The following is a 24,774-nucleotide window of genomic DNA, read 5'->3' as shown; positions in this document are numbered from 1 at the left end:
CCGATGGTAGTTGGGACCTTGTCCCTGTGAGAGTAGGACGTCGCCAAGCAACTAAAACACGAGTCAAATGACTCGTGTTTTTTCGTGTTTTATTTTATAATCCATAGTAATAAAAAATGTGTTTAAAGTATTCATATTTTGTTTAAATACAGGGGAATGTGGCTAGGATAGTGAATAAGCAAAAGAGTTGCAAATTTTATTAATACGTATATAATTAAAGTCAAAGATAGTCAAAGTCAATAAAGGTGGCGGATAAATGAGAAATATATCTGATATCATTGAGCAATATCTAAAGCAAGTTATTGACTTAAGTAATAATAATGTGATTGAAATCAAGAGAAATGAGATTGCGGATCGATTCGAGTGCGTACCATCTCAAATCAATTATGTAATCAATACCCGTTTTACGTTAGAAAGAGGATTTGTAGTAGAAAGTAAACGTGGTGGAGGAGGTTACATTCGCATTATAAAAGTCAAACTGCATGATGATATAGACATTATTGATCAAATGCTTCATATGATTGATCATAGCGTTGCGCAAGGGAATGCAGAAAGTATGATTATACGTTTAATAGAAGAGGGAATCATAACAAATCGTGAAGCGAAACTGATGTTAAGTGTAATAGACCGTTCTGTATTATCAATGGATGTTCTTTCTCGAGATGAACTTAGGGCTCGAATATTATGCGCAATGTTAAGAACACTGAAATATAAATAAATATAACTTTTGTAAAAGATTGATAACTAAGATAAAGCAGTTAAATATTGTAGAAGTTTTGAAAAAGAACATGCACTTTTATTTAAATGGATTCAGGAAAGCGAACAATCTAGTAATGTATGAAAAGTACCATGAGATAGAGCGTTCCTGTTGTAAAGGTGGGGATAGTGATGACTTGTCAAAACTGTAACATAAGACCAGCAACTTTACATTATACAAAAGTAATTAACGAGAAGAAGGCGGAAGTTCATCTTTGTGAGCAATGTGCAGAGCAAAGTGGCTATACGTCTTTCTTTCAATCATCGCAGTCTAACTTTTCATTTCATGATTTATTTGCTGGTTTATTACACGGTGAATCAACAATGTTTGAAGAAGGAAAAAATGGATTTTCAAATGCAGATATAGTAAGGTGTCCAGATTGTAAGATGACATATGAACAATTTACAAAAGTCGGACGTTTTGGCTGTTCTTCTTGTTACGATACATTTAAGGAGCATTTAAAGCCATTATTAAAACGCCTTCACGGTGGGCATACAGAACATTGTGGAAAAATTCCGGAACGTATAGAAGGAAATATCCACTTAAAGAAAGAATTAGATGAACTAAAACTTATTCTGAAACAATACGTACAGAAAGAGGAATTTGAGAAAGCTGCAGAGGTAAGGGATAAAATCCGAGGTCTTGAAATACAGCTTAGTGAGCATAGGGAGGGGGAATAATTCTATGTCACTGGACAAAATTATGAACGAAGCAATTAGTCCATGGATGAAGGGGGATGGCCCTGATTCTGATATTGTTTTAAGTAGTCGAATTCGTTTGGCTCGTAATTTTAAACAATATCAATTTTCCACTATGCAAAACGAAGAAGAAGCTAAACAGATTCATGAATTATTCAAAAAGAAATTTATAAATAAAGCAGTAGGGTCCTTTGGGGAGTTTGGACTATTAAAGATGAATGAATTAACACCTCTTCAAAGGAGAGTTTTAGTCGAAAAACATTTAATTAGTCCAAATCTTGCAGGGACAGAATATGGAGCATGTCTACTATCAGAAAGTGAACATATTAGTGTTATGCTTAATGAAGAAGACCATATTCGGATTCAGTGCCTATTTTCAGGATTACAGTTATCAGAGGCGCTTCAAAGCGCCAATCAAATAGATAATTGGATTGAGAAAGAAGTTGAATACGCTTTTGATGAGTCACTTGGATATATTACAAGTTGTCCTACTAATGTTGGCACAGGGTTAAGAGCTTCTGTGATGATTCATTTACCGGGACTGGTTTTAACAAAAAGAATTAGCCGTATTATACAAGTAATTCAAAAATTAGGGTTAGTAGTAAGAGGAATATACGGTGAAGGTAGCGAAGCGTTAGGTAATATATTTCAAGTTTCAAATCAAATGACGCTAGGAAAGTCTGAAGAAGATATTATTGCAGATTTAAAGAGTGTCATTCAACAAATTATACAGCAAGAAAAAATAGCTAGAGAATTAATTGTACAAAATTCAAGTATTGAACTTGAAGATAAGGTTTATCGTTCTTACGGCATACTAGCAAACAGTCGTTTAATTCAATCTGCAGAAGCAGCCAATTGCTTATCGGATGTACGACTTGGTATTGATCTAGGATATATAAAAGGTATATCGAGAAATATTTTGACTGAGCTAATGGTTCTTACGCAACCAGGTATTTTACAACAATACGCAGGTGGACCTTTAGGGCCAGAAGAAAGAGATTATCGAAGAGCAACCTTAATCCGTGAGCGATTACGTATTGAAAAAAACTAAGCGCAAGTAGGAGGCGATTTCTATGATGTTTGGAAGATTTACAGAAAGAGCACAGAAAGTATTAGCTTTATCTCAAGAGGAAGCAATTCGTATTGGGCATAATAATATTGGAACAGAACATATTTTACTTGGGCTTGTACGCGAAGGTGAAGGAATTGCAGCAAAAGCATTAATTGCTCTTGGATTAAGTCCAGAGAAAGTTCAAAAAGAAGTAGAAGCGTTAATTGGGCGTGGAACAGAAGCTTCTCAAACTGTACATTATACACCTCGTGCTAAAAAGGTTATTGAATTATCTATGGATGAAGCGCGTAAGCTAGGCCATTCTTACGTTGGAACAGAACACATTTTACTCGGTTTAATCCGTGAAGGTGAAGGTGTAGCCGCACGTGTTTTAAATAATTTAGGTGTAAGTCTAAATAAAGCAAGACAACAAGTTTTACAACTTCTTGGAAGTAATGAAGCTAGTTCAGGTCATCAAGGTGGTTCAGCATCAAATGCAAATACACCGACACTTGACAGTTTAGCAAGGGACTTAACAGTTGTTGCGCGTGAAAATCGCTTAGACCCTGTTATTGGACGTGGTAAAGAAATTCAACGTGTAATTGAGGTATTAAGCCGTAGAACGAAAAACAACCCAGTATTAATTGGTGAGCCTGGTGTAGGTAAAACGGCAATTGCAGAAGGATTAGCACAGCAAATTGTAAATAATGAAGTTCCTGAAACTTTAAGAGATAAGCGTGTTATGACACTAGATATGGGTACAGTGGTAGCTGGAACGAAATATCGCGGTGAATTTGAAGATCGTTTAAAGAAAGTGATGGATGAAATTCGCCAAGCAGGCAATATTATTCTATTTATTGATGAGCTTCATACATTAATTGGTGCAGGTGGAGCAGAAGGTGCAATCGATGCATCGAATATTTTAAAACCATCTTTAGCACGAGGAGAGTTACAATGTATTGGGGCAACAACTTTAGATGAGTATCGTAAATATATTGAAAAAGACGCGGCTTTAGAAAGACGTTTTCAACCAATTCATGTTGATGAGCCAAGTTTAGAAGAATCGATTCAAATCTTGAAAGGTTTACGTGATCGTTATGAGGCGCATCACCGTGTATCTATTACAGATGACGCTATTGATGCAGCTGTAAAACTTTCAGATCGTTATATTACAGATCGCTTTTTACCAGATAAAGCAATTGATTTAATTGATGAAGCTGCTTCAAAAGTTCGCTTACGTTCTTATACAACACCACCAAACTTAAAAGAGCTTGAAGTGAAGCTTGAGGAGATTCGAAAAGAAAAAGATGCAGCTGTACAAAGTCAAGAATTTGAAAAGGCTGCATCCTTACGTGATATGGAGCAACGCTTACGTGAGAAGTTAGAAGATACAAAACGTCAATGGAAAGAGCAACAAGGAAAAGAAAATTCAGAGGTTACGGTAGAAGATATTGCAAATGTCGTTTCTACATGGACGCGTATCCCAGTTTCTAAACTTGCACAAACAGAGACTGATAAATTATTAAATTTAGAATCCATTCTCCATGATCGTTTGATTGGTCAAGATGAAGCAGTAGTAGCTGTAGCAAAAGCTGTTCGTCGTGCAAGAGCAGGATTAAAAGATCCGAAGCGCCCAATTGGTTCATTTATTTTCTTAGGGCCAACAGGTGTAGGTAAAACAGAACTTGCAAGAGCACTAGCAGAATCTATGTTCGGTGATGAAGATGCAATGATTCGCATCGATATGTCAGAATACATGGAGAAGCATTCTACTTCCCGTTTAGTTGGTTCTCCTCCAGGATATGTTGGATATGAAGAAGGTGGACAATTAACAGAGAAAGTTCGTCGCAAGCCATATTCAGTTGTCTTATTAGATGAGGTAGAGAAAGCTCATCCGGATGTGTTTAATATTTTACTACAAGTATTAGAAGATGGTCGTTTAACAGATTCTAAAGGACGTACAGTTGATTTCCGTAATACGATTGTTATTATGACGTCTAACGTTGGTGCCGAGGCGTTAAAACGTAACAAACATCTTGGATTTAATGTACAAGATGAAAGCCGTGATTATTCGGATATGAAAGGTAAAGTAATGGATGAGCTGAAAAAGGCATTTCGTCCAGAATTCTTAAACCGTATTGATGAAATTATCGTATTCCATATGCTTGAGAAAAAACATATTCAAGAGATTGTAACTCTTATGGTAAATCAGTTAGTTAATCGCTTAAAAGAACAAGAAATCGAATTGCACTTAACGGAAGGGGCAATTTCAGCTATTGCAGATAAAGGATTTGATCGTGAGTATGGCGCTCGTCCACTTCGCAGAGCAATTCAGAAACATGTAGAAGATAGACTATCAGAAGAACTTTTAAAAGGTGCTATTGAGAAAGGACAAAAAGTTATCTTTGATGTAGAAGGAGAATCATTTGTCATTCATAGTGCGGAAAAGGTAAAATAAGTATAGACAAACAAAGAGGGCTACGCGATAGCCCTCTTTCTTGTACGAGAAGGATAAACGTTTATAGACGAAAGTGAAGTGAACTATAAAAAGGTATGGCTAAAAAGAAAACGAAATTTATATGTCAAGAATGTGGTTATCAGTCACCAAAATATATGGGTAAATGTCCTGGATGTGGTCAATGGAATACACTTGTTGAAGAAATGGAGCCAGTTGTATCATCTAGGCGCCTTAATTACGCGAATGCAATTCAAACGGAAGTAACAAAACCAAGACGTCTTACCGAAGTAGAAACAAAGTCTGAGGCACGTATTGAAACGGAATTTCAAGAGTTTAATCGTGTGCTTGGTGGTGGAATTGTAGATGGGTCCTTAGTGCTTATTGGTGGAGACCCTGGGATTGGAAAATCAACATTACTATTACAGATTTCATCACAATTAGCAGATTCTTCATATGATGTATTATACATATCGGGTGAGGAGTCGGCAAAGCAGATTAAACTTCGTGCAGATCGTTTGCATGTAAAGGGTAGCAATCTATTTGTTGTAGCAGAGACAGACCTGCAGCGTATTGCAGCACATATTGAAGAGATGAATCCAGCTTTTGTTGTTATTGATTCTATTCAAACGATACATTTACCTGAAGTGACGTCAGCACCAGGAAGTGTGGCACAAGTACGTGAATGTACAGCGGAATTAATGAAACTTGCAAAAACAAAAGGAATCCCTATTTTCATTGTCGGGCATGTGACAAAAGAAGGAGCAATTGCAGGACCTCGTATGTTAGAACATATGGTCGATGCAGTTCTTTACTTTGAAGGAGATCGACACCATACGTATCGTATTTTACGGGCTGTGAAGAACCGTTTTGGTTCCACGAATGAAATGGGTATCTTTGAAATGAAAGAGCTTGGTCTTGCGGAAGTTTTAAATCCTTCTGAAATCTTCCTTGAGGAAAGGCCGGTTGGTGTTGCAGGATCAACAGTAGTTGCTTCAATGGAAGGAACAAGACCGGTTTTAGTAGAAATACAAGCATTAATCTCCCCTACTAGTTTTGGAAATCCTCGAAGAATGGCGACGGGAATTGATCATAACCGTGTTTCGCTTATTATGGCAGTATTAGAAAAAAGAACAGGTTTACTATTGCAAAATCAAGATGCATATTTAAAAGTAGCTGGTGGTTTGAAATTAGACGAACCGGCAATTGATTTAGCAGTGGCTTTAAGTATAGCCTCAAGTTTTAGGGATAAATCTACGGCACCAACTGATGCAGTAATAGGAGAAGTAGGATTAACTGGAGAAATAAGAAGAGTATCAAGAATCGAACAACGTGTACAAGAAGCGGCTAAATTAGGATTTCAACGTGTTATTATTCCTAGAAAAAACTTAGGAGGATGGACAATTCCGGATGGGATTGAGGTTGTAGGTGTTTCTAATTTAGGAGAAGCGCTTCGTTTGACATTAGGAGGCTAGGCTATGGAAGAAAATAAGCAACGTGTCAAAAGTATGATTAATATTTTACAGCTCGTGGCCCCAGGAACACCACTGCGTGAAGGGATAGATAATGTACTTCGCGCACAAACAGGGGGGCTAATTGTTCTTGGATATAATGAGCAGATTAAAAGTATTGTGGATGGTGGTTTTCACATTAATTGTGCATTCTCTCCTGCTAGTTTATATGAATTAGCAAAAATGGACGGGGCACTTATTTTAAATGAAACGGGAAGTAAAATTTTAATAGCGAATGCACAGTTAGTTCCAGAGGCATCTATTGATTCTATTGAAACCGGTATGCGTCACCGAACAGCAGAACGTGTAGCGAAGCAGACGGGCAGCCTTGTTGTGGCCATTTCACAAAGACGTAACGTAATTACGCTATATCAAGGGAACTTACGTTATACACTAAAAGATATAGGGGTTATTTTAACAAAGGCAAACCAAGCTATTCAAACGTTAGAAAAATATAAGGCTGTATGGAATGATGGTATTACGAATTTGGGCATTCTAGAATTTGAAGAGGTCGTTACAATGTCTGAGGTAGTTCACGTTTTACATAGTGTTGAAATGGTACTGCGTATTAAAAATGAAATATTGAGCTATATTCATGAGCTAGGAACAGAAGGTAGGTTAATTCGTTTACAGCTTACAGAATTACTAGCTGATTTAGAAGCAGAGGCAGCATTGTTAATTAAAGATTACCATCAGGAGAAAACACAAGACCATCATCAAATTTTGAAAAAGTTACAGGACCTTGCAAATACACAACTTTTAGAGGATAGTGATTTAGTTAAATTACTTGGTTACCCAGGGCAAACCAGTTTAGAAGAAAGTGTGACGCCAAGGGGATATCGAATTACAAGCAAAATCTCTCGTGTTCCGCCACTTATCATTGAAAATTTAATTAATCGATTCAAAACGTTGCAAGGAGTTTGTCGCGCGACTATTCATGAATTGGATGATGTGGAAGGAATTGGGGAAGTAAGGGCGAAGAAAATACGAGAAGGCCTAAAAAGAATTCAAGAGCATCTATATATGAGTAGACACAATTAAGAATATTACATTGATTCCATAATATAACGACACTAGAACATTTTTGGTATATGATATGATATATTGGTAAATAAAACTATTTATAAAAAAACACGTCCGCTTTTGCATTCGGCGTTTTGATTAGCGAAACAATGGTTAATAATGAGTAGGAGGTGGTTGGATGTTAAAACGGATCGTACAGCTCTTCTTTCTAGTGATCGGGGGAGCGTTAGGGATTTACTTAATCCCAAAAGTTATTAATGTATTAGACATCGGTGCTGTTCCTTTATTGGAAGGATCGTATGTTCGTGCGATTATTGGTGCAATTATTTTATTTTTAACAACATTTTGGCTTGTAGATTATATTGTTCAACTTATTAAGCATATTGAAGAGGCTCTTGTAAAGGCGCCTGTAGCAGATGTTTTATTTGGTACATTAGGATTGATCTCTGGTCTTATTGTTGCATATTTAATTTTAATACCGATTCGTGAATTTACAATTCCGGTTATTAGTACGGTATTGCAAGTGTTCTTCACTCTTTTACTTGGATATTTAGGATTCCAAGTAGGATTTAAAAAGAGGAATGAATTGCTAGGATTATTTACATTACCCCAACGCGGAGGTAAGAAGAAAAATAATAGCGAGAACGAAGAGGCAGAAGCAGAAAAATCTACGACTCATTGGAAAATTCTCGATACGAGTGTAATTATCGATGGACGTATTGCTGACATTTGCCAAACGAAGTTTTTGGAAGGAACAATTGTGATTCCACAATTCGTATTAGAAGAGCTTCAGCATATTGCCGATTCTTCCGATGCTTTAAAGCGTAATCGTGGTCGCAGAGGACTAGACATTTTAAATCGTATTCAAAAAGAGATGCCGATTCCGGTAGAAATTTATGAAGGCGATTTCGAGGATATCCAAGAGGTGGATAGCAAACTTGTAAAGTTAGCAAAAATCACCGGTGGAACTGTAGTAACGAATGATTTTAACTTAAATAAAGTTTCTGAATTACAAGGAGTAACAGTGTTAAACATTAATGATTTAGCTAATGCAATTAAACCAGTTGTACTCCCTGGCGAAGAATTAAATGTTTATGTTGTGAAAGATGGTAAAGAGCAAAACCAAGGTGTTGCGTACTTAGATGATGGTACGATGATTGTAGTAGAAGATGGTAGAGAGTATGTAGGTTCGCAACTTAATGTACTGGTTACTAGCGTATTACAAACATCAGCTGGTCGTATGATTTTCGCAAAACGTAAATTATTAGAAAAAGCATTATAGGTAGAGGATTATTAATATGTATACATTAATTATTCCGGCAGCCGGCCAAGGAAAGCGGATGGGTGCTGGCAAAAATAAGTTGTTCTTACTTATAAATGAAGTACCGATTATCGTTCATACATTACGTGCTTTTGAAAGAGATAAAGCGTGCAAAAGTATTGTTATGGCAATTAACGAAGAGGAACGCCCGTATTTTGAAGAATTAATGCAGAAGTATCCGATTGAAAAACAGGTACAATTTATTCAGGGTGGAGCCGAAAGACAAGATAGTGTATATAACGCGATTCAGCATGCGAGTGGTGTTGAATACGTTCTTGTACATGACGGAGCGCGCCCATTCGTAACGAATAAAGTGATTCAAGATGTATTAACAGCAGCAGAAAAATATGGAGCTTCCATTTGTGCAGTGCCAGTAAAGGATACAGTTAAGAAGGTAGAGCAAGGTGTTGTTGTCGAAACGGTAGAACGATCTCAGCTTAAGGCTGTACAAACACCGCAAGGGTTCTCTGTTTCTCTTTTGCTAGAAGCTCATAGAAGTGCAAAACAGAGCTGTTTTCTTGGTACAGATGATGCAAGTCTCGTGGAACGTATTGGAAAGCAAGTAGGTGTAGTAGAAGGGAGTTACTATAATATTAAAGTGACGACTCCAGAGGATTTACTAATTGCTGAAAGTTTCCTTCATGTTCTGAAAAAATAGCCGTGATGGTGTATAACAAAGGAAAGCTCGGCAATGGCCGGGCTTTTCTTTGTAAGGATATCGATATAATATAGAGTCATAAAGCTCAGTGGTTTAGCTCAAGGAGGATGTAAAGAATGTTTCGAATTGGACAAGGTTTTGACGTGCATGAATTTGCAGAAGGTAGACCGTTAATTATTGGCGGAATTACAATTCCACACGAGAAAGGATTAATCGGCCATTCAGATGCAGATGTATTGTTACATACGATTGCTGATGCATGTTTAGGTGCCATTGCAGCAGGAGATATCGGAAAGCATTTTCCTGATACAGACCCAGCTTTTAAAGATGCAGATTCAGCTGTATTGTTGCAAAAAGTTTGGGAATTTGTGCGTGAACAAGGTTACGAGTTAGGGAATTTAGATTGTACAATTATTGCTCAAAAGCCAAAAATGGCACCGCATATTGAAAGTATGCGTAAACGTATTGGTGAACTGTTAGAAACGTCTATAGATAACATTAATGTAAAGGCAACTACAACAGAAAAATTAGGATTTACAGGTAGGGAAGAAGGAATTGCTTCTCAAGCAGTGGTATTATTACAGAAAAAATAATGGTTTTTAATTCGTAAGATGGATAATCACATTTTTTTGTTGTACAATTATAGAATGTGTAGACATTAAGAATGGAAGGTGTACCAATTATGGAAAAGCAAGTGAGAGTGCGCTATGCGCCAAGTCCAACAGGACACTTACATATCGGAAATGCGCGTACGGCATTATTTAATTATTTATTTGCTCGTCATTTAGATGGCAAGTTTATTATTCGTATTGAAGATACTGATGTAAAACGTAACGTGGCTGGTGGAGAAGAAAGCCAATTAAAATACTTAAAATGGCTCGGTATGGACTGGGATGAAGGTGTTGATGTTGGCGGTGAATTTGGACCATATCGTCAAACAGAGCGTTTAGATATTTATAAAAAATTATATCTAGATTTATTAGAGCGTGGTTTAGCTTACAAATGTTATATGACAGAAGAAGAGCTAGAAGCAGAGCGTGAAGGACAAATTTCTCGTGGTGAAACACCTCGTTATGCAGGTAACCACCGTGATTTAACTGAAGAACAAATGAAAGAATTTGAAGCTGAGGGACGTATTCCGAGTATTCGTTTCCGTGTACCAGCTAATCGTGATTACACATTCAAAGACATCGTAAAAGACGAAGTTGCATTCCATTCAAATGATTTTGGTGATTTTGTTATCGTGAAAAAAGATGGAATCCCAACTTATAACTTTGCGGTAGCAGTAGATGATCACTTAATGGAAATTACACATGTACTTCGTGGTGATGATCATATTTCAAACACGCCAAAACAAATGATGATTTATGAAGCTTTCGGTTGGGATATCCCACAATTCGGTCATATGACTTTAATTGTAAATGAAAGTCGTAAAAAATTAAGCAAGCGTGATGAATCTATTATTCAATTTATTGAGCAATATAAAGAGCTTGGATATCTTCCAGAAGCAATCTTTAACTTTATTGCGCTATTAGGTTGGTCACCAGTAGGTGAAGAAGAAATCTTCTCTAAAGATGAGTTTATCAAAATGTTTGATGCAGCTCGTTTATCAAAATCACCTGCATTATTTGATTCTCAAAAACTAAAATGGATGAACAACCAGTATATGAAAAAGCAAGATTTAGATACGGTTGTAGAGTTAAGTTTACCGCATTTAGTGAAAGCTGGACGTGTGGGAGAAACTTTAAGTGAACAAGACCAAGATTGGATCCGTGGTGTAATTGCTTTATACCATGAACAAATGAGTTTTGGAGCTGAAATTGTAGAGCTTTCTGAAATGTTCTTCAAAGATCATGTTGATTATGAAGAAGAAGGACAAGAAGTATTAAAAGGTGAACAAGTACCAGAAGTACTTCGTGCATTTGCTGGTCAAGTAGAAGCACTAGAAGCGATGGAACCAGCAGCAATTAAGGCGGCTATTAAAGCAGTTCAAAAGGAAACAGGTCATAAAGGTAAAAACTTATTTATGCCAATCCGTGTTGCAACTACTGGTCAAACACATGGTCCAGAGCTTCCGAATGCTATTGCACTTCTTGGAAAAGAAAAAGTTTTAAATCGTCTTCAAAAAGTAATTGGTTAACATTTTCTAGGTTTAGAAATATAATAAGTATACTTAAAACCTAATAAGGAAAAGCGACGAGAAGGAGAAGTAGAAAATCAGGCTTTTTACAGAGAGAACCACCTTTAGGCTGGAAGTGGTTTATAAGCGGATTTTTGAAATGCCCCTTCGAGTCTTCTGCTGAACAGTAAATTGTTTTGCGAAACGTCTTAGGGCGTAAAGTAAGCAGAAGCGGTGTACACCGTTATCAGAGATGAGTTTGAGGCTTTTTTAGCCTAAACAGAGTGGAACCGCGCTTATAAGGCGTCTCTGTCAATATGACAGAGGCGTCTTTTTTTATACCGTAAAACTGGGTATGAGTATAAATTTTATCTACGTGTATAAAGATTTAGGGAGATAAGTAGGGAGTTAGTTCATTCGAAAAAGCAGCCCATAAAGGGGAGGGAACGTCGATGTTTAAGAGGCTTCGGGAAGATATTGAAGTCGTTTTTGAACAGGATCCAGCGGCAAGAAGTTATTTCGAAGTCATTTTGACTTACTCTGGATTACATGCAGTTTGGGCCCATCGAATTGCACATGCTTTTTATAAAAAAAATTTCTTCTTTATTGCACGTTGGATCTCACAAGTTAGTCGTTTCTTTACTGGCATTGAGATTCATCCAGGAGCAACAATTGGTCGTCGTTTTTTCATAGACCATGGAATGGGGGTTGTAATTGGAGAAACGTGCGAAATTGGTGATAATGTAACGATCTATCAAGGGGTTACATTAGGTGGTACGGGTAAAGAAAAGGGAAAGAGGCACCCTACAATTCAGGATAATGTATTAATTGCAACAGGTGCTAAAGTACTAGGTTCTATTACAGTTGGAGAGAATTCTAAAATTGGAGCAGGTTCTGTCGTATTAAAAGAAGTCCCTGCACATTCTACAGTTGTAGGTATACCTGGCCGAGTCGTTATTCAAAATGGAGTAAAAATCGGTCAAGAATTAAATCATTCTGACCTTCCAGACCCAATTTTTGATAAGTTAAAGGTCATGGAAGTAGAACTTGATAAATTGAAAAAACAACTTGAAGTAAAGGTAGAAAGGAAGGATAAAAATGACTATTCACATTTATAATACGTTAACACGTCAAAAGGAAGAGTTTACTCCATTAGAAGAAAATAAGGTAAAGATGTATGTGTGTGGACCTACAGTTTATAACTATATTCACATTGGGAATGCAAGACCACCTATGGTATTTGATACGGTACGCCGTTATTTAGAATATAAAGGGTATGATGTGCAGTATGTGTCCAACTTTACTGACGTAGATGATAAATTAATTAAAGCAGCAAATGAATTAGGTGAAGATGTGCCGACAATTGCTGACCGTTTCGTTGAAGCGTACTTTGAGGATGTAACGGCACTAGGTTGCAAACACGCAACAGTTCATCCGCGTGTAACGGAAAATATGGATATCATTATTGAATTTATTCAAGAACTTGTGAATAAAGGATATGCATATGAATCAGAAGGTGATGTGTACTTTAGAACGAAGGAATTCGAAGGATACGGTAAATTATCGCATCAACCAATCGCAGACTTACGTCACGGTGCGCGTATTGAAGTAGGAGAAAAGAAACAAGACCCTCTTGATTTTGCTTTATGGAAAGATGCTAAAGAAGGAGAAATCTTCTGGGAAAGCCCTTGGGGGAAAGGTCGTCCAGGCTGGCATATTGAATGCTCGGCAATGGCACGTAAATACTTAGGAGATACAATCGATATTCATGCTGGTGGTCAAGACTTAGCATTTCCTCATCATGAGAATGAAATTGCGCAGTCTGAGGCGTTAACTGGAAAAACATTTGCACGTTACTGGATGCACAATGGATATATTAATATTAATAATGAGAAGATGTCTAAGTCATTGGGGAACTTTATTTTAGTTCACGATATCATTCAGCAATATAATCCGCAGTTAATTAGATTCTTTATGCTATCGGTACATTACCGTCATCCAATTAATTTCAGTGAAGAGTTATTACAAAGCACAAATAACGGACTGGAAAGAATTAAGACGGCTTACGGTAACTTAAAACACCGTATGGAAAGTAGTACTGATTTAACAGACCATAATGAGAAATGGTTAGCGGAACTGGAAAAATTCCAGACTGCATTTGAAGAAGCGATGAATGATGACTTCAACACTGCTAATGCAATCACTGAGTTATATAATGTGGCAAATCATGCGAATCAATATTTACTGGAAGAACATACGTCTACAGTGGTAATTGAAGCATACGTAAAACAACTTGAAACATTATTTGATATTTTAGGGTTAGAATTAGCGCAAGAAGAGTTGCTTGATGAAGAAATTGAGGCACTTATTCAAAAACGCATTGAAGCTCGTAAAAATCGTGATTTTGCATTATCAGATCAAATTCGCGATGACTTAAAAGACCGTAATATTATTTTAGAAGATACCGCTCAAGGTACAAGATGGAAAAGAGGATAAGAATGATTGATGCAAAGCAATTAAACAGCTTAGCGTTAGCATACATGGGTGATGCGGTATATGAACAATATATCCGCTATCACCTACTTCAAAAAGGGAAAGTTCGCCCTAATCAATTACATCGATTAGGGACGAGCTTTGTTTCAGCAAAAGCACAGGCGAAAGTTGTTTATCATTTATTAGAGACGACGTTTTTGACAGAGGAAGAAGAGGCGGTATTAAGAAGAGGACGTAATGCAAATTCAGGTACAGTTCCAAAAAATACGGATGTACAAACATATCGCCATAGTACAGCCTTTGAAGCGCTAATTGGTTATCATCATTTATTAAATAACCGTGAAAGATTAGACGAAATTGTATATAAGGCAATTGCAGTTTTAGAAGAAAAGGAAGGGGGCACATCATCATGAGTAGTGAATATATTATCGGACGTAACCCTGTAATTGAGGCGTTACGATCAGGGAGAGATATAAATAAAATTTGGATCGCAGAAGGTGCTGCCAAAGGACAAGTACAGATTGTACTAGCGTTAGCGAAAGAAAATAAGGTTATTTTACAACATGCACCAAAGAAAAAGTTAGATCAATTAGTTGAGGGTAATCATCAAGGTGTAATTGCTCAAGTAGCTGCATATCAGTATGCGGAGTTAGAAGAGTTATTCAAAGTGGCAGAAAAACGTAATGAAGATCCATTCTTCTTAATTTTAGATGAGATTGAAGATCCGCATAACCTAGGTTCTATTATGCGTACTGCTGATGCGACAGGAGCTCATGGAATTATTATTCCAAAGAGAAGGGCTGTGGGGCTTACAGCGTCAGTTGCGAAAGCATCAACAGGAGCGATTGAATACATTCCTGTTGCGCGCGTAACGAACTTATCCCGTACAATTGATGAATTAAAAGAACGTGGACTTTGGATTGCTGGTACAGATGCCAAAGGGAAAACGGATTACCGTAATTTAGATGGTAAAATGCCAATTGGGTTAGTAATTGGTAGTGAAGGAAAAGGTATGAGTCGTATTATTGGTGAAAAGTGTGATTTCCTAATCACTCTACCGATGGTTGGTAAAGTTACATCCTTAAATGCTTCCGTAGCCGCAAGTTTGTTAATGTATGAGGTATATCGTAAACGTCACGAAATTGGTAAATAAAAGATGAACGATATTTTAATCGTTGACGGTTACAACATTATCGGAGCTTGGGGAGATTTGAAGAAACTGCGGGATGTAGATCTACAATCATCAAGAGATGCACTTATTGATAAGATGGCGGATTATCAAGGTTATACAGGTACAAAAGTGATGATAGTCTTTGATGCCTATACAGTACATGGTATTGAAAAAAAGATGAAACAATCTCGTGTGGAAGTAATATTCACACGAAAGAATCAAACTGCAGACGAAAAGATAGAGCAACTTGCGATAGAGCTTAGAAATATAAATACACGAATATATGTTGCGACTTCTGATTACACGGAACAATGGGTTATATTTGCGCAAGGTGCCCTTCGGAAATCTGCGCGTGAATTAGAGTTGGAAGTACAGGCAATGGAGCAACAAGTAAGAAGGCGTACAAAAGACACGAAAGAACAGCAACCCGCCATGCGAAAGATATTTAGTAAAGATATTACAGAAAAATTAGAAAAATTAAGAAGAGGAGAGCGTTGAAGCATTGACGCTCTTTGTCTTTTTACTGTATAATATTGCTAAATAAATAGCGGTCGGAGGGATCAAGGTGGAAGCAGGCTTCGTAAGTGTAGGCGACGTTACATTTCGTGATTTAGAGGATGAGGCAATCGTTGAGTTAGTTCGAAAAGGTAATACTGACGCTCTAGAATATTTAATTCACAAATATAAGAACTTTGTTCGCGCGAAATCAAGATCTTACTTTTTAGTGGGTGCCGATCGAGAAGATATTGTTCAAGAAGGTATGATAGGATTGTTTAAAGCAATTCGTGATTATAAAGAGGACAAGCTGTCTTCATTCAAAGCATTTGCTGAACTGTGTATCACTCGACAAATTATTACCGCTATTAAAACGGCAACAAGGCAAAAACATATTCCCTTAAATTCGTATGTGTCTTTAGATAAGCCGATTTACGATGAGGAATCTGATCGAACATTATTGGATGTTATTTCTGAAGCGAAGGTAACTGATCCTGAAGAGATGATTATTAGCCAAGAAGAATATACAGACATAGAATCAAAAATATCAGAATTATTAAGCGATTTAGAAAGAAAAGTACTTTCTTTATATCTAGATGGGCGTTCTTATCAAGAGATTTCAGAACAGTTAAACAGACATGTGAAATCTATTGATAACGCTTTACAGCGGGTGAAGAGGAAATTGGAACGATATATGGAAATGCGAGAAAGTACAACTTTAAATTCATAACAAATAACAAGTGCAACAGGTGTAAAATAAATCACCTGTTTTCTTTTGTAGACAGTACAAAATGCATGTCATTGACATTGTCTTTTATTGTATGATACATTTTTAGGGACATAATGTTACAAGGTTGGTGTAACTAATGAGGAAAAAAGTTGTACTCTCATGTGAAGAGTGTAAAAATCGAAACTACTCTACTATGAAAGATACGAGCTCAATAGAGCGACTTGAAATAAAAAAGTTTTGTAAAACATGCAATCAGCATACAGTTCACAAGGAAACAAAATAAATAATTGAAATAATACACTGGAGGTCCCGCAGATGCGTTTAACGAACTTTTTCGGCGATGTAGGTCGCGAAATGAAAAAAGTAAGTTGGCCTAAAAAAGATGAATTACTCCGCTCAACAGCGACTGTTGTTGCTACAGTTGTGTTCTTTGCGATTTTCTTCGCAGTAGTTGATATGGGCATTTCTTCTTTAATTCGGTTAATTCTTGGTTAATTCTTGAATAAGAAGCACTTATCCATGATATAATGTTATTTATAAGAACTGTGTAAAAGCCCGGTGAACGGGTTTTTTCATTTGCGCAAAAAAATGTACGTCAGGGAGGGAAGGACGCTCGTCCTAAATGAATGGAAAAAAGTTGGTATGTTGTCCATACTTATTCTGGATATGAAAATAAAGTAAAAGCAAACCTAGAGAAGCGTGTAGAATCAATGGGTATGCAAGATAAAATTTTCCGTGTTGTTGTCCCGGAAGAAGTAGAAGTAGAAATGAAAAACGGAAAAGAAAAATTAATGAAAAGAAAAGTGTTCCCAGGTTATGTATTAGTAGAATTAATCATGACTGATGATTCTTGGTATGTTGTACGTAACACGCCGGGTGTAACTGGGTTCGTTGGTTCTTCTGGTTCTGGATCTAAACCATCACCTCTATTAGAAGAGGAAGTTGTTACCATTATGAAACATATGGGAATGGACAACGAAGTGGTTGATTTCGACTTTGAACTTCATGAGACAGTACGTGTAAATGAGGGGCCATTCGCAGATTATACAGGTGCTATTGAAGAAATTGATGTGGAGAAGAAAAAGGTTAGCGTACTTGTGGACATGTTTGGTCGCGAGACTCCAGTTGAACTTGACTTCCATCAAATTGAAAAATTATAAAATGAAACTTGAAATGAATTGTAAAAAGTGATAATATCTTTTAAGTCAGTACGTCTTCGTTATCGGAGACGTTTTTTGAAAGATTTTATCCTTACAGATAAAATATGACGTGGGAGGGCAAATCACTGTCCAATTGACCACATCACGGACTTAAGGAGGTGTGTCTCGTGGCTAAAAAGGTAATTAAAATGGTAAAGCTTCAAATTCCTGCAGGTAAAGCTAACCCAGCTCCACCAGTTGGTCCAGCATTAGGACAAGCAGGTGTTAACATCATGGGCTTCTGTAAAGAGTTTAACGCTCGTACAGCAGATCAAGCTGGTCTTATCATCCCTGTTGAAATTACGGTATTTGAGGACCGTTCATTCACTTTCATTACTAAAACTCCTCCTGCTGCTGTTCTTCTTAAGAAAGTAGCTGGTATTGAGTCTGGTTCTGGTGAACCAAACCGTAATAAAGTGGCAACTGTTAAGCGTGATAAAGTACGCGAAATCGCTGAAACTAAAATGCCTGACCTAAACGCTGCTAGCGTAGAAGCTGCAATGCGTATGGTTGAAGGTACTGCACGCAGTATGGGCATCGTTATCGAAGACTAATTCGATTTGTTTTTAAAAAAGGTTGCGGGTCTGGAATTCCAATTCGCAACCTTTATTATCGTAAATGATTATTGTTTTTAAATAAATGGATGGCGCTCATCCTCAGGTTATACCTGAAAACAGGCGTAAACGTGGGAGGTTATTCCGCTAAAACCACATTCGAGGAGGAAATAAAAATGGCTAAAAGAGGTAAAAAGTACGTAGAAGCTGCAAAGCTTGTTGATCGTGCATCTGCTTACTCTGCAACAGAAGCAGTAGAATTAGTAAAGAAAACAAACACAGCTAAATTTGATGCAACTGTAGAAGCTGCATTCCGTTTAGGTGTTGACCCTAAGAAAGCTGACCAACAAATCCGTGGTGCAGTTGTTCTTCCACACGGTACTGGTAAAGTACAACGTGTATTAGTGTTCGCTAAAGGTGAAAAAGCTAAAGAAGCTGAAGCTGCTGGCGCTGACTTCGTAGGCGATACTGATTACATCGGTAAAATCCAACAAGGTTGGTTCGATTTCGATGTAGTAGTAGCAACTCCTGACATGATGGGTGAAGTTGGTAAACTTGGTCGCGTATTAGGACCTAAAGGTTTAATGCCAAACCCTAAAACTGGAACAGTTACTTTCGATGTAACTAAAGCTGTTAACGAAATCAAAGCTGGTAAAGTTGAATACCGCGTTGATAAAGCTGGTAACATCCACGTTCCAATCGGTAAAGTATCTTTCGAAGATGCTAAATTAGTAGAAAACTTCAAAACAATCGCTGACACTTTATTAAAAGTTAAGCCATCTGCTGCAAAAGGTACTTACATGAAGAACGTAACAGTTGCTTCTACAATGGGACCTGGCGTACGCGTAGACGTTTCTACATTAGCGTAAAAATTGGAAGTTGACTTCATAAAGAAGATTTAATATAATCATTTATGTTGTGAATTTAAATAGTGTACCGTAGACAGTAGGTGTCAATAGACTTAATTTCCTACCTAGGTGTTAATATACGAAACGGAATTTTTTTCTGTGACTATATGCCTCCATGTCTACAAGTTGGGCATGGAGGTTTTTAGTGCACTTTCGGTACATCTTCTATATAATCTACAGGAGGTGTAATAACATGAGCAAAGTAATCGAAACTAAACAACAAGTTGTAACTGAAATCGCGGACAAACTTCGTGCTAGTAAATCTACAATTGTTGTTGACTACCGTGGTTTAACAGTTTCTGAAGCAACAGAATTACGTAAGCAATTACGTGAAGCTGGCGTTGAGTTCAAAGTTTACAAAAACTCTCTAACTCGTCGTGCTGCAGAATCTGCTGAAATGGCTGAGTTAAACGAATTCTTAACAGGACCAAACGCAATCGCGTTCAGTAACGAGGATGTAGTTGCTCCTGCGAAAGTATTAAACGACTTCGCTACAAAACATGAAGCTTTAGAAATTAAAGCGGGCGTAATCGAAGGTAAACTTGTAACACTTGATGAGGTTAAAGCAATCGCTACTCTTCCATCACGTGAAGGCTTACTTTCTATGCTTCTTAGCGTTCTTCAAGCTCCAATCCGTAACCTTGCACTTGCTACTAAAGCAGTTGCAGAACAAAAGGAAGAGCAAGGCGCTTAATTTTTTAAAAGATAATTACTTGTTATCTATAAAACAATACAAACCTATTTAAGGGAGGATATTTACAATGACTAAAGAACAAATCATTGAAGCAGTTAAATCTATGACTGTATTAGAACTTAACGACTTAGTAAAAGCTATCGAGGAAGAATTCGGCGTAACTGCTGCTGCTCCTGTAGCTGTAGCTGGTGGCGCTGGTGAAGCTGCTGCTGAAAAAACTGAGTTTGACGTAGTACTTGCAAGTGCTGGCGCTCAAAAAATCAAAGTTATCAAAGCTGTACGTGAAATCACTGGTCTTGGCTTAAAAGAAGCTAAAGAATTAGTTGACAACACTCCAAAAGCAATCAAAGAAGGCGTTTCTAAAGAGGAAGCTGAAGAAATGAAAGCTAAACTTGAAGAAGTTGGCGCTGCTGTAGAAGTTAAGTAATTAACTTTTGATGCTTTAAAAAAAGCTCGCTCTCATGCGAGCTTTTTTTTTAACTGTAAAGAAAAGAGGTGGCCATATGGCAGACCATTATTTTTCTAACGACCCTTCTAGTAAAAGTGATCGTAAACGATGGGAATTTCCACTTCGTGGATCTCAATTTACTTTTTTATCTGACCATGGGGTGTTTTCGAAAAACGAGGTGGACTTTGGTTCTCGTCTTTTAATTGAAGCGTTTCAAATGCCGGATATTAAAGGTGATATATTAGACGTAGGTTGTGGATACGGTCCTATTGGTTTGTCGTTAGCGAAAGAGTTTCAAGGTTGTGAAGTTCACATGGTGGATGTGAATGAAAGGGCGCTTGGGCTTGCGAAAGAAAATGCCGCTAATAACAGAATCGAGAATATACGTATTTTTCAAAGTAGCGTCTATGAAAATGTAGATGGCGAGTATGCTGCTATTCTATCTAACCCTCCAATTCGTGCGGGTAAAGATATCGTACATGAGATTTTAGAAAAAGCTGTGGATTATTTAGTTCCAGGTGGAGAACTTTGGATTGTTATTCAAAAGAAGCAAGGTGCACCATCTGCGCTGAAAAAACTAGAAGAAGTATTTTCTGAAGTTGAGATTGTAGAAAAGAAAAAAGGATATTATATCATAAAATCAAAAAAACGTTGACGGTTATTTTTGGCTATGTTAACATTATACAATGCCAATATATGATTTTCTGCGTTGAGAAAGATGTATATTTTTGTTTCTCTTGGAAAAGATAGTAAAATCAGCAGATTATGAAACAGAATGATGGTTTTCTTATAGAAGCCATTTTTCTTTTTTGAGCAGGTAGAAAGACTCAACGTATTTATCTTTAAGAGAAAAAGACTACGCTAATAGCAGTAGTTGTATTTATTTGTGATTTTGCACAAATTTTTTTGTGCATTTATAATACTCATGATTTGAGGGGTGAAGCAGTTGACAGGTCAACTAGTTCAATACGGACGCCACCGCCAACGAAGAAGTTATGCCCGTATTAGTGAAGTATTAGAGTTACCAAATCTTATCGAAATTCAAACCTCTTCTTATCAGTGGTTTCTTGATGAGGGTTTGCGAGAAATGTTCCAAGACATTTCTCCGATTGAAGACTTTACGGGAAATCTATCGCTTGAATTTATCGACTACAGCTTAGGTGAACCTAAATACTCTGTAGACGAATGCAAAGAGCGTGATGTGACGTATGCAGCACCACTTCGTGTAAAAGTGCGTCTAATCAACAAGGAAACTGGTGAAGTAAAAGAACAAGATGTGTTCATGGGAGATTTCCCACTCATGACAGAGACTGGAACATTCGTAATTAACGGTGCAGAACGTGTTATCGTTTCCCAGTTAGTTCGCTCTCCAAGCGTATACTATAGTGGCAAAGTGGATAAAAACGGAAAACGTGGTTTTACTGCTACTGTAATTCCAAACCGCGGAGCTTGGTTAGAGTATGAGACAGATGCTAAGGATGTTGTATATGTGCGTATTGACCGTACGCGTAAACTTCCTGTAACTGTTTTGTTACGCGCATTAGGGTTTGGCTCTGATCAAGAAATCACCGAGCTTTTAGGTGATAACGAATACTTAAGCAACACATTAGAAAAAGACAACACAGATAGTACAGAAAAAGCATTGCTTGAAATTTATGAGCGTCTACGTCCTGGTGAACCACCAACAGTAGAAAATGCTAAGAGCTTACTTGTGTCTCGTTTCTTCGATCCAAAGCGCTACGATTTAGCAAATGTAGGTCGCTATAAGATCAACAAGAAGTTACACATTAAAAACAGATTGTTTAATCAACGTTTAGCTGAAACATTAGTGGATCCAGAAACTGGTGAAATTTTAGCGGCGGAAGGAACAATCTTAGATCGTCGTACACTTGATCGCATTTTACCTTACTTAGAGAAAAACATTGGATTCAAAACAGCGAAACCAATGGGTGGAGTGGTAGAAGGCGATGTTGAGCTGCAATCTATTAAGATTTATGCTCCTGAGTCGGAAGGCGAACGTGTAATTAATGTAATTGGCAATGCAAATATTACTCGTGATGTGAAACACATCACACCAGGTGATATCCTTGCTTCTATCAGTTACTTCTTCAACCTACTATACAAAGTAGGGGATACAGATGATATTGACCATTTAGGAAACCGTCGTCTGCGTTCTGTTGGAGAACTATTACAAAATCAATTCCGTATCGGTCTTTCTCGTATGGAACGTGTTGTTCGTGAGAGAATGTCGATCCAAGATACAAATGCAATTACACCACAGGCGCTAATTAATATTCGTCCTGTTATTGCATCTATTAAAGAGTTCTTCGGAAGTTCTCAGTTATCTCAGTTCATGGACCAAACAAATCCATTAGCAGAGTTAACTCACAAACGAAGACTATCTGCATTAGGACCTGGTGGTTTAACGCGTGAGCGCGCAGGCTTTGAAGTACGTGACGTTCATTACTCCCACTACGGTCGTATGTGTCCGATTGAAACACCAGAGGGACCAAACATCGGTTTGATTAACTCATTATCTTCGTTCGCGAAAGTAAATGAGTTTGGTTTCATTGAAACACCATATCGTCGTGTTGACCCAGAAACTGGTCTTGTAACAGGGCATGTTGATTATTTAACAGCAGATGAAGAAGATAACTATGTTGTAGCCCAAGCGAATATGAAATTATCTGATGAAGGTGAATTCCTAAGTGAAGATATCGTAGCTCGTTTCCGTGGTGAAAACATTGTCACAAATAGAGAACGCATCGACTACATGGATGTATCTCCAAAACAAGTAGTGTCGGCAGCGACAGCTTGTATTCCGTTCTTAGAAAACGATGACTCTAACCGCGCACTTATGGGAGCGAACATGCAACGTCAGGCGGTTCCGTTAATGAATCCGGAATCTCCGATTGTAGGTACAGGTATGGAGTACGTATCAGCAAAAGACTCAGGTGCTGCAGTAATCTGTAAACATCCTGGTGTTGTTGAGCGCGTAGAAGCACGTGAAGTTTGGGTACGTCGCTATGTAGAAGTTGACGGTCAAACAGTAAAAGGCGACTTAGATCGCTACAAAATGCAAAAATTCATTCGTTCTAACCAAGGAACTTGTTACAACCAACGTCCAATCGTAAGTGTTGGAAATGAAGTTGTAAAAGGTGAAATCCTTGCGGATGGTCCTTCTATGGAATTAGGTGAACTAGCACTTGGACGTAACGTGCTTGTTGGCTTCATGACTTGGGACGGTTATAACTACGAGGATGCGATCATCATGAGTGAGCGCCTTGTAAAAGATGATGTGTACACTTCTATTCATATTGAAGAATATGAATCAGAAGCTCGTGATACGAAGCTTGGACCAGAAGAAATTACACGTGACATTCCAAACGTTGGGGAAGACGCATTACGTAACCTTGACGAGCGCGGTATCATTCGCGTTGGTGCTGAAGTAAAAGATGGAGATTTACTTGTTGGTAAAGTAACACCTAAAGGTGTAACAGAATTAACAGCTGAAGAACGTCTATTACATGCTATCTTTGGAGAAAAAGCGCGTGAAGTACGTGATACATCACTACGTGTACCACACGGTGGTGGCGGTATTATCTTAGACGTAAAAGTATTCAACCGTGAAGATGGCGATGAATTGCCACCAGGCGTGAATCAACTTGTACGTGCATATATCGTTCAAAAACGTAAAATTTCTGAAGGTGACAAGATGGCCGGACGTCACGGTAACAAAGGTGTTATTTCTCGTATTTTACCAGAAGAAGATATGCCTTACTTACCAGACGGTACGCCAATCGATATCATGTTAAACCCATTAGGGGTACCATCTCGTATGAATATCGGTCAGGTATTAGAGCTTCATCTTGGTATGGCAGCAAGATACCTGGGCATTCACATTGCAACACCAGTATTCGATGGTGCTCGTGAGGAAGATGTTTGGGGCACAATTGAAGAAGCTGGTATGGCAAATGACGCGAAAACAATCCTGTATGACGGACGTACTGGTGAACCATTCGATAACCGCGTATCTGTTGGTGTCATGTATATGATCAAACTTGCGCACATGGTTGACGATAAACTTCATGCTCGTTCTACTGGACCATACTCACTTGTAACGCAGCAACCTCTTGGAGGTAAAGCTCAGTTCGGTGGACAGCGTTTCGGTGAGATGGAGGTTTGGGCACTTGAAGCTTACGGTGCTGCTTATACTCTTCAAGAAATCTTAACAGTGAAGTCTGATGATGTTGTTGGACGTGTTAAGACTTATGAAGCAATTGTTAAAGGCGAAAATGTTCCAGAACCAGGCGTTCCTGAATCATTCAAAGTATTGATTAAAGAGCTGCAAAGTTTAGGTATGGACGTTAAAATGATGTCTAGCGACGATACAGAAATTGAAATGCGTGATACAGAAGATGACGATGATCATCAATCAGCAGATAAATTGAATGTCGAAGTTGAGACAACTAAGGAATAATTGGGATAA

Annotated in this window: 25 protein-coding genes and 2 other annotated features; all 25 genes read left to right on the top strand. The window is 37.8% G+C overall.

Going from position 1 to position 24,774, the window contains the following annotated elements:
* Positions 1 to 256: 256 nt before the first annotated feature.
* The 25 genes from ctsR (at position 257) to rpoB (ending at position 24,765) form a co-directional block, all read left to right on the top strand.
* Positions 257 to 718, top strand: coding sequence for a transcriptional regulator CtsR (ctsR, locus tag IBT51_RS24780; RefSeq protein ID WP_200458799.1), 462 nt, complete (start codon positions 257 to 259; stop codon positions 716 to 718).
* A gap of 170 nt (positions 719 to 888) precedes the next feature.
* Positions 889 to 1,437, top strand: coding sequence for a protein-arginine kinase activator protein McsA (gene mcsA / locus IBT51_RS24775; RefSeq protein ID WP_000128385.1), 549 nt, complete (start codon positions 889 to 891; stop codon positions 1,435 to 1,437).
* 4 nt (positions 1,438 to 1,441) lie between these two features.
* Positions 1,442 to 2,506: a protein-arginine kinase McsB gene (gene mcsB, locus IBT51_RS24770; protein WP_000050836.1), complete on the top strand. Its 1,065-nt coding sequence runs from the start codon at positions 1,442 to 1,444 to the stop codon at positions 2,504 to 2,506.
* 22 nt (positions 2,507 to 2,528) lie between these two features.
* On the top strand, positions 2,529 to 4,964 hold the full coding sequence (gene clpC, locus IBT51_RS24765) for an ATP-dependent protease ATP-binding subunit ClpC (RefSeq protein ID WP_000971170.1): 2,436 nt from the start codon (positions 2,529 to 2,531) through the stop codon (positions 4,962 to 4,964).
* 95 nt (positions 4,965 to 5,059) lie between these two features.
* Positions 5,060 to 6,436 (top strand): DNA repair protein RadA, encoded by a 1,377-nt coding sequence (gene radA, locus IBT51_RS24760; protein WP_001085199.1) that lies wholly within the window; start codon positions 5,060 to 5,062, stop codon positions 6,434 to 6,436.
* A gap of 3 nt (positions 6,437 to 6,439) precedes the next feature.
* A complete protein-coding gene (disA, locus tag IBT51_RS24755; RefSeq protein WP_000392164.1) occupies positions 6,440 to 7,513 on the top strand; it encodes a DNA integrity scanning diadenylate cyclase DisA in 1,074 nt (357 codons plus the stop codon).
* A 160-nt stretch (positions 7,514 to 7,673) separates the two neighbouring features.
* The gene (locus IBT51_RS24750; protein WP_053565451.1) at positions 7,674 to 8,777 is read left to right on the top strand and encodes a PIN/TRAM domain-containing protein; all 1,104 of its coding nucleotides are present in this window, start codon (positions 7,674 to 7,676) and stop codon (positions 8,775 to 8,777) included.
* Positions 8,778 to 8,793: 16 nt separating this feature from the next.
* Complete coding sequence (ispD, locus tag IBT51_RS24745; RefSeq protein WP_053565450.1) at positions 8,794 to 9,474, top strand: 2-C-methyl-D-erythritol 4-phosphate cytidylyltransferase; 681 nt, start codon at positions 8,794 to 8,796, stop codon at positions 9,472 to 9,474.
* A gap of 116 nt (positions 9,475 to 9,590) precedes the next feature.
* Positions 9,591 to 10,067, top strand: coding sequence for a 2-C-methyl-D-erythritol 2,4-cyclodiphosphate synthase (ispF, locus tag IBT51_RS24740; protein WP_200458800.1), 477 nt, complete (start codon positions 9,591 to 9,593; stop codon positions 10,065 to 10,067).
* Between the two features lie 89 nt (positions 10,068 to 10,156).
* Positions 10,157 to 11,614, top strand: coding sequence for a glutamate--tRNA ligase (gene gltX / locus IBT51_RS24735; protein ID WP_000415150.1), 1,458 nt, complete (start codon positions 10,157 to 10,159; stop codon positions 11,612 to 11,614).
* Between the two features lie 47 nt (positions 11,615 to 11,661).
* Positions 11,662 to 11,907, top strand: a binding site (T-box leader).
* 138 nt (positions 11,908 to 12,045) lie between these two features.
* Complete coding sequence (gene cysE, locus IBT51_RS24730) at positions 12,046 to 12,711, top strand: serine O-acetyltransferase (protein ID WP_000476500.1); 666 nt, start codon at positions 12,046 to 12,048, stop codon at positions 12,709 to 12,711.
* Positions 12,692 to 14,089, top strand: coding sequence for a cysteine--tRNA ligase (gene cysS / locus IBT51_RS24725; protein WP_200458801.1), 1,398 nt, complete (start codon positions 12,692 to 12,694; stop codon positions 14,087 to 14,089). Before cysE ends, cysS begins: the two co-directional genes overlap by 20 nt.
* Positions 14,090 to 14,091: 2 nt before the next feature.
* Entirely contained in the window at positions 14,092 to 14,499 is a 408-nt protein-coding gene (locus tag IBT51_RS24720; protein WP_064531901.1) for a Mini-ribonuclease 3, read from the top strand.
* Entirely contained in the window at positions 14,496 to 15,239 is a 744-nt protein-coding gene (rlmB, locus tag IBT51_RS24715) for a 23S rRNA (guanosine(2251)-2'-O)-methyltransferase RlmB (RefSeq protein ID WP_000093765.1), read from the top strand. The genes IBT51_RS24720 and rlmB overlap by 4 nt, the downstream gene beginning before the upstream one ends.
* A gap of 3 nt (positions 15,240 to 15,242) precedes the next feature.
* A complete protein-coding gene (locus IBT51_RS24710) occupies positions 15,243 to 15,755 on the top strand; it encodes an NYN domain-containing protein (RefSeq protein ID WP_000997887.1) in 513 nt (170 codons plus the stop codon).
* Between the two features lie 67 nt (positions 15,756 to 15,822).
* On the top strand, positions 15,823 to 16,482 hold the full coding sequence (locus IBT51_RS24705; RefSeq protein ID WP_000387198.1) for an RNA polymerase factor sigma-70: 660 nt from the start codon (positions 15,823 to 15,825) through the stop codon (positions 16,480 to 16,482).
* A gap of 136 nt (positions 16,483 to 16,618) precedes the next feature.
* Entirely contained in the window at positions 16,619 to 16,765 is a 147-nt protein-coding gene (rpmG, locus tag IBT51_RS24700) for a 50S ribosomal protein L33 (RefSeq protein ID WP_014481927.1), read from the top strand.
* Between the two features lie 32 nt (positions 16,766 to 16,797).
* Positions 16,798 to 16,977, top strand: a complete 180-nt coding sequence (gene secE / locus IBT51_RS24695; RefSeq protein ID WP_001241323.1) for a preprotein translocase subunit SecE — start codon at positions 16,798 to 16,800, stop codon at positions 16,975 to 16,977.
* 131 nt (positions 16,978 to 17,108) lie between these two features.
* The gene (nusG, locus tag IBT51_RS24690; protein WP_000415794.1) at positions 17,109 to 17,642 is read left to right on the top strand and encodes a transcription termination/antitermination protein NusG; all 534 of its coding nucleotides are present in this window, start codon (positions 17,109 to 17,111) and stop codon (positions 17,640 to 17,642) included.
* Positions 17,643 to 17,809: 167 nt separating this feature from the next.
* Complete coding sequence (rplK, locus tag IBT51_RS24685; protein WP_001085872.1) at positions 17,810 to 18,235, top strand: 50S ribosomal protein L11; 426 nt, start codon at positions 17,810 to 17,812, stop codon at positions 18,233 to 18,235.
* Positions 18,236 to 18,411: 176 nt separating this feature from the next.
* On the top strand, positions 18,412 to 19,104 hold the full coding sequence (gene rplA / locus IBT51_RS24680) for a 50S ribosomal protein L1 (protein ID WP_002094239.1): 693 nt from the start codon (positions 18,412 to 18,414) through the stop codon (positions 19,102 to 19,104).
* A 49-nt stretch (positions 19,105 to 19,153) separates the two neighbouring features.
* Positions 19,154 to 19,297 (top strand) — a sequence feature (ribosomal protein L10 leader region).
* Between the two features lie 39 nt (positions 19,298 to 19,336).
* On the top strand, positions 19,337 to 19,837 hold the full coding sequence (gene rplJ / locus IBT51_RS24675) for a 50S ribosomal protein L10 (RefSeq protein WP_000048718.1): 501 nt from the start codon (positions 19,337 to 19,339) through the stop codon (positions 19,835 to 19,837).
* Between the two features lie 67 nt (positions 19,838 to 19,904).
* Entirely contained in the window at positions 19,905 to 20,264 is a 360-nt protein-coding gene (rplL, locus tag IBT51_RS24670; protein WP_000159737.1) for a 50S ribosomal protein L7/L12, read from the top strand.
* A gap of 76 nt (positions 20,265 to 20,340) precedes the next feature.
* On the top strand, positions 20,341 to 20,940 hold the full coding sequence (locus tag IBT51_RS24665) for a class I SAM-dependent methyltransferase (RefSeq protein ID WP_064531899.1): 600 nt from the start codon (positions 20,341 to 20,343) through the stop codon (positions 20,938 to 20,940).
* 291 nt (positions 20,941 to 21,231) lie between these two features.
* Positions 21,232 to 24,765, top strand: a complete 3,534-nt coding sequence (rpoB, locus tag IBT51_RS24660) for a DNA-directed RNA polymerase subunit beta (protein WP_000147553.1) — start codon at positions 21,232 to 21,234, stop codon at positions 24,763 to 24,765.
* The last annotated feature ends 9 nt before the right edge of the window (positions 24,766 to 24,774 follow it).

Origin of the sequence: Bacillus sp. S71 (genome assembly GCF_016625265.1) — a bacterium.
Lineage (GTDB): Bacteria > Bacillota > Bacilli > Bacillales > Bacillaceae_G > Bacillus_A > Bacillus_A cereus.
This window is presented reverse-complemented; position numbering and strand designations above follow the sequence as displayed.

Coding starts and splice junctions, on each gene's coding strand:
- ctsR (WP_200458799.1), top strand. CDS start 257: ATGAGAAATATATCTGATATCATTGAGCAATATCTAAAGCAAGTTATT.
- mcsA (WP_000128385.1), top strand. CDS start 889: ATGACTTGTCAAAACTGTAACATAAGACCAGCAACTTTACATTATACA.
- mcsB (WP_000050836.1), top strand. CDS start 1,442: ATGTCACTGGACAAAATTATGAACGAAGCAATTAGTCCATGGATGAAG.
- clpC (WP_000971170.1), top strand. CDS start 2,529: ATGATGTTTGGAAGATTTACAGAAAGAGCACAGAAAGTATTAGCTTTA.
- radA (WP_001085199.1), top strand. CDS start 5,060: ATGGCTAAAAAGAAAACGAAATTTATATGTCAAGAATGTGGTTATCAG.
- disA (WP_000392164.1), top strand. CDS start 6,440: ATGGAAGAAAATAAGCAACGTGTCAAAAGTATGATTAATATTTTACAG.
- IBT51_RS24750 (WP_053565451.1), top strand. CDS start 7,674: ATGTTAAAACGGATCGTACAGCTCTTCTTTCTAGTGATCGGGGGAGCG.
- ispD (WP_053565450.1), top strand. CDS start 8,794: ATGTATACATTAATTATTCCGGCAGCCGGCCAAGGAAAGCGGATGGGT.
- ispF (WP_200458800.1), top strand. CDS start 9,591: ATGTTTCGAATTGGACAAGGTTTTGACGTGCATGAATTTGCAGAAGGT.
- gltX (WP_000415150.1), top strand. CDS start 10,157: ATGGAAAAGCAAGTGAGAGTGCGCTATGCGCCAAGTCCAACAGGACAC.
- cysE (WP_000476500.1), top strand. CDS start 12,046: ATGTTTAAGAGGCTTCGGGAAGATATTGAAGTCGTTTTTGAACAGGAT.
- cysS (WP_200458801.1), top strand. CDS start 12,692: ATGACTATTCACATTTATAATACGTTAACACGTCAAAAGGAAGAGTTT.
- IBT51_RS24720 (WP_064531901.1), top strand. CDS start 14,092: ATGATTGATGCAAAGCAATTAAACAGCTTAGCGTTAGCATACATGGGT.
- rlmB (WP_000093765.1), top strand. CDS start 14,496: ATGAGTAGTGAATATATTATCGGACGTAACCCTGTAATTGAGGCGTTA.
- IBT51_RS24710 (WP_000997887.1), top strand. CDS start 15,243: ATGAACGATATTTTAATCGTTGACGGTTACAACATTATCGGAGCTTGG.
- rpmG (WP_014481927.1), top strand. CDS start 16,619: ATGAGGAAAAAAGTTGTACTCTCATGTGAAGAGTGTAAAAATCGAAAC.
- secE (WP_001241323.1), top strand. CDS start 16,798: ATGCGTTTAACGAACTTTTTCGGCGATGTAGGTCGCGAAATGAAAAAA.
- nusG (WP_000415794.1), top strand. CDS start 17,109: ATGGAAAAAAGTTGGTATGTTGTCCATACTTATTCTGGATATGAAAAT.
- rplA (WP_002094239.1), top strand. CDS start 18,412: ATGGCTAAAAGAGGTAAAAAGTACGTAGAAGCTGCAAAGCTTGTTGAT.
- rplJ (WP_000048718.1), top strand. CDS start 19,337: ATGAGCAAAGTAATCGAAACTAAACAACAAGTTGTAACTGAAATCGCG.
- rplL (WP_000159737.1), top strand. CDS start 19,905: ATGACTAAAGAACAAATCATTGAAGCAGTTAAATCTATGACTGTATTA.
- IBT51_RS24665 (WP_064531899.1), top strand. CDS start 20,341: ATGGCAGACCATTATTTTTCTAACGACCCTTCTAGTAAAAGTGATCGT.